We start from the raw sequence: 831 nt of genomic DNA, 5'->3' as shown, positions 1-831 counted from the left end.
CTGTTCAGGCCCGGCCCCGTCCTCCGTCCACAGGATCCAGGAGTTCGCCCATGAAGATCAGCCGCTTTGGGCGCCGCCCCGCCGCGGCCGCCGTCACCGGACCGGCTCGGGTCGCCGATGCGGGAAGGAGGCGGTGAATATGCGCGCATGGAGACGGTGGCTGGCCGCCGCGTCGCTGGTCGTGGCCGCGATCGCGACGGGCACCGTACTCGGGCAGGGCGCCGCGGTCGCCGAGTCCAACGGCGGGGTGCGGGTGATGCCGCTCGGCGACTCCATCACCGAGGGCACCCAGGTGCCGGGCGGGTACCGGATCGGGTTGTGGCAGCGCCTGGCCAACGGCCGGTACGTGATCGACTTCGTCGGCTCGCAGTACAACGGGCCGGCCAACCTGGGCGACCACGACCACGAGGGGCACCCGGGGTGGCGGATCGACCAGATCGACGCCAACATCACCGGCTGGCTGCGCACCTACACCCCGCGCACGGTGCTGCTGCACATCGGCACCAACGACGTGCTGCAGAACTACAACCTGTCCGGCGCGCCGCAGCGGCTGTCCACGCTGATCGACCACATCACCGCGGCCGCGCCGAACGCGGAGGTGTTCGTCGCCACCATCATCCCGCTGGCCAACTCCGGTCAGGAGTCGGCCGCGCGCACCTTCAACGCGGCGGTCCCCGGCATCGTGCAGAGCAAGGCGAACAGCGGCAAGCACGTCCACCTCGTGGACATGCACAGCGCGCTGACCACCGCCGACCTGACCGACGGCATCCACCCGACCGCCACCGGCTACGACAAGATGGCCGCCGTCTGGTACTCCGCCCTCCAGTCGGT

At 70.9% G+C, this 831-nt stretch carries 1 protein-coding gene; it reads left to right on the top strand.

The window, feature by feature from the left end:
* Positions 1-139 precede the first annotated feature (139 nt).
* A partial coding sequence (locus tag Mco01_RS38735) for an SGNH/GDSL hydrolase family protein (protein ID WP_239104249.1) occupies positions 140-831 on the top strand: 692 nt, incomplete at its 3' end.

It is taken from the genome of Microbispora corallina, assembly GCF_016863035.1.
Taxonomy (GTDB): Bacteria; Actinomycetota; Actinomycetes; order Streptosporangiales; family Streptosporangiaceae; genus Microbispora; species Microbispora corallina.
The sequence above is the reverse complement of the archived record's forward strand: the minus strand, read 5'-3'. Positions and strand labels throughout refer to the sequence as shown.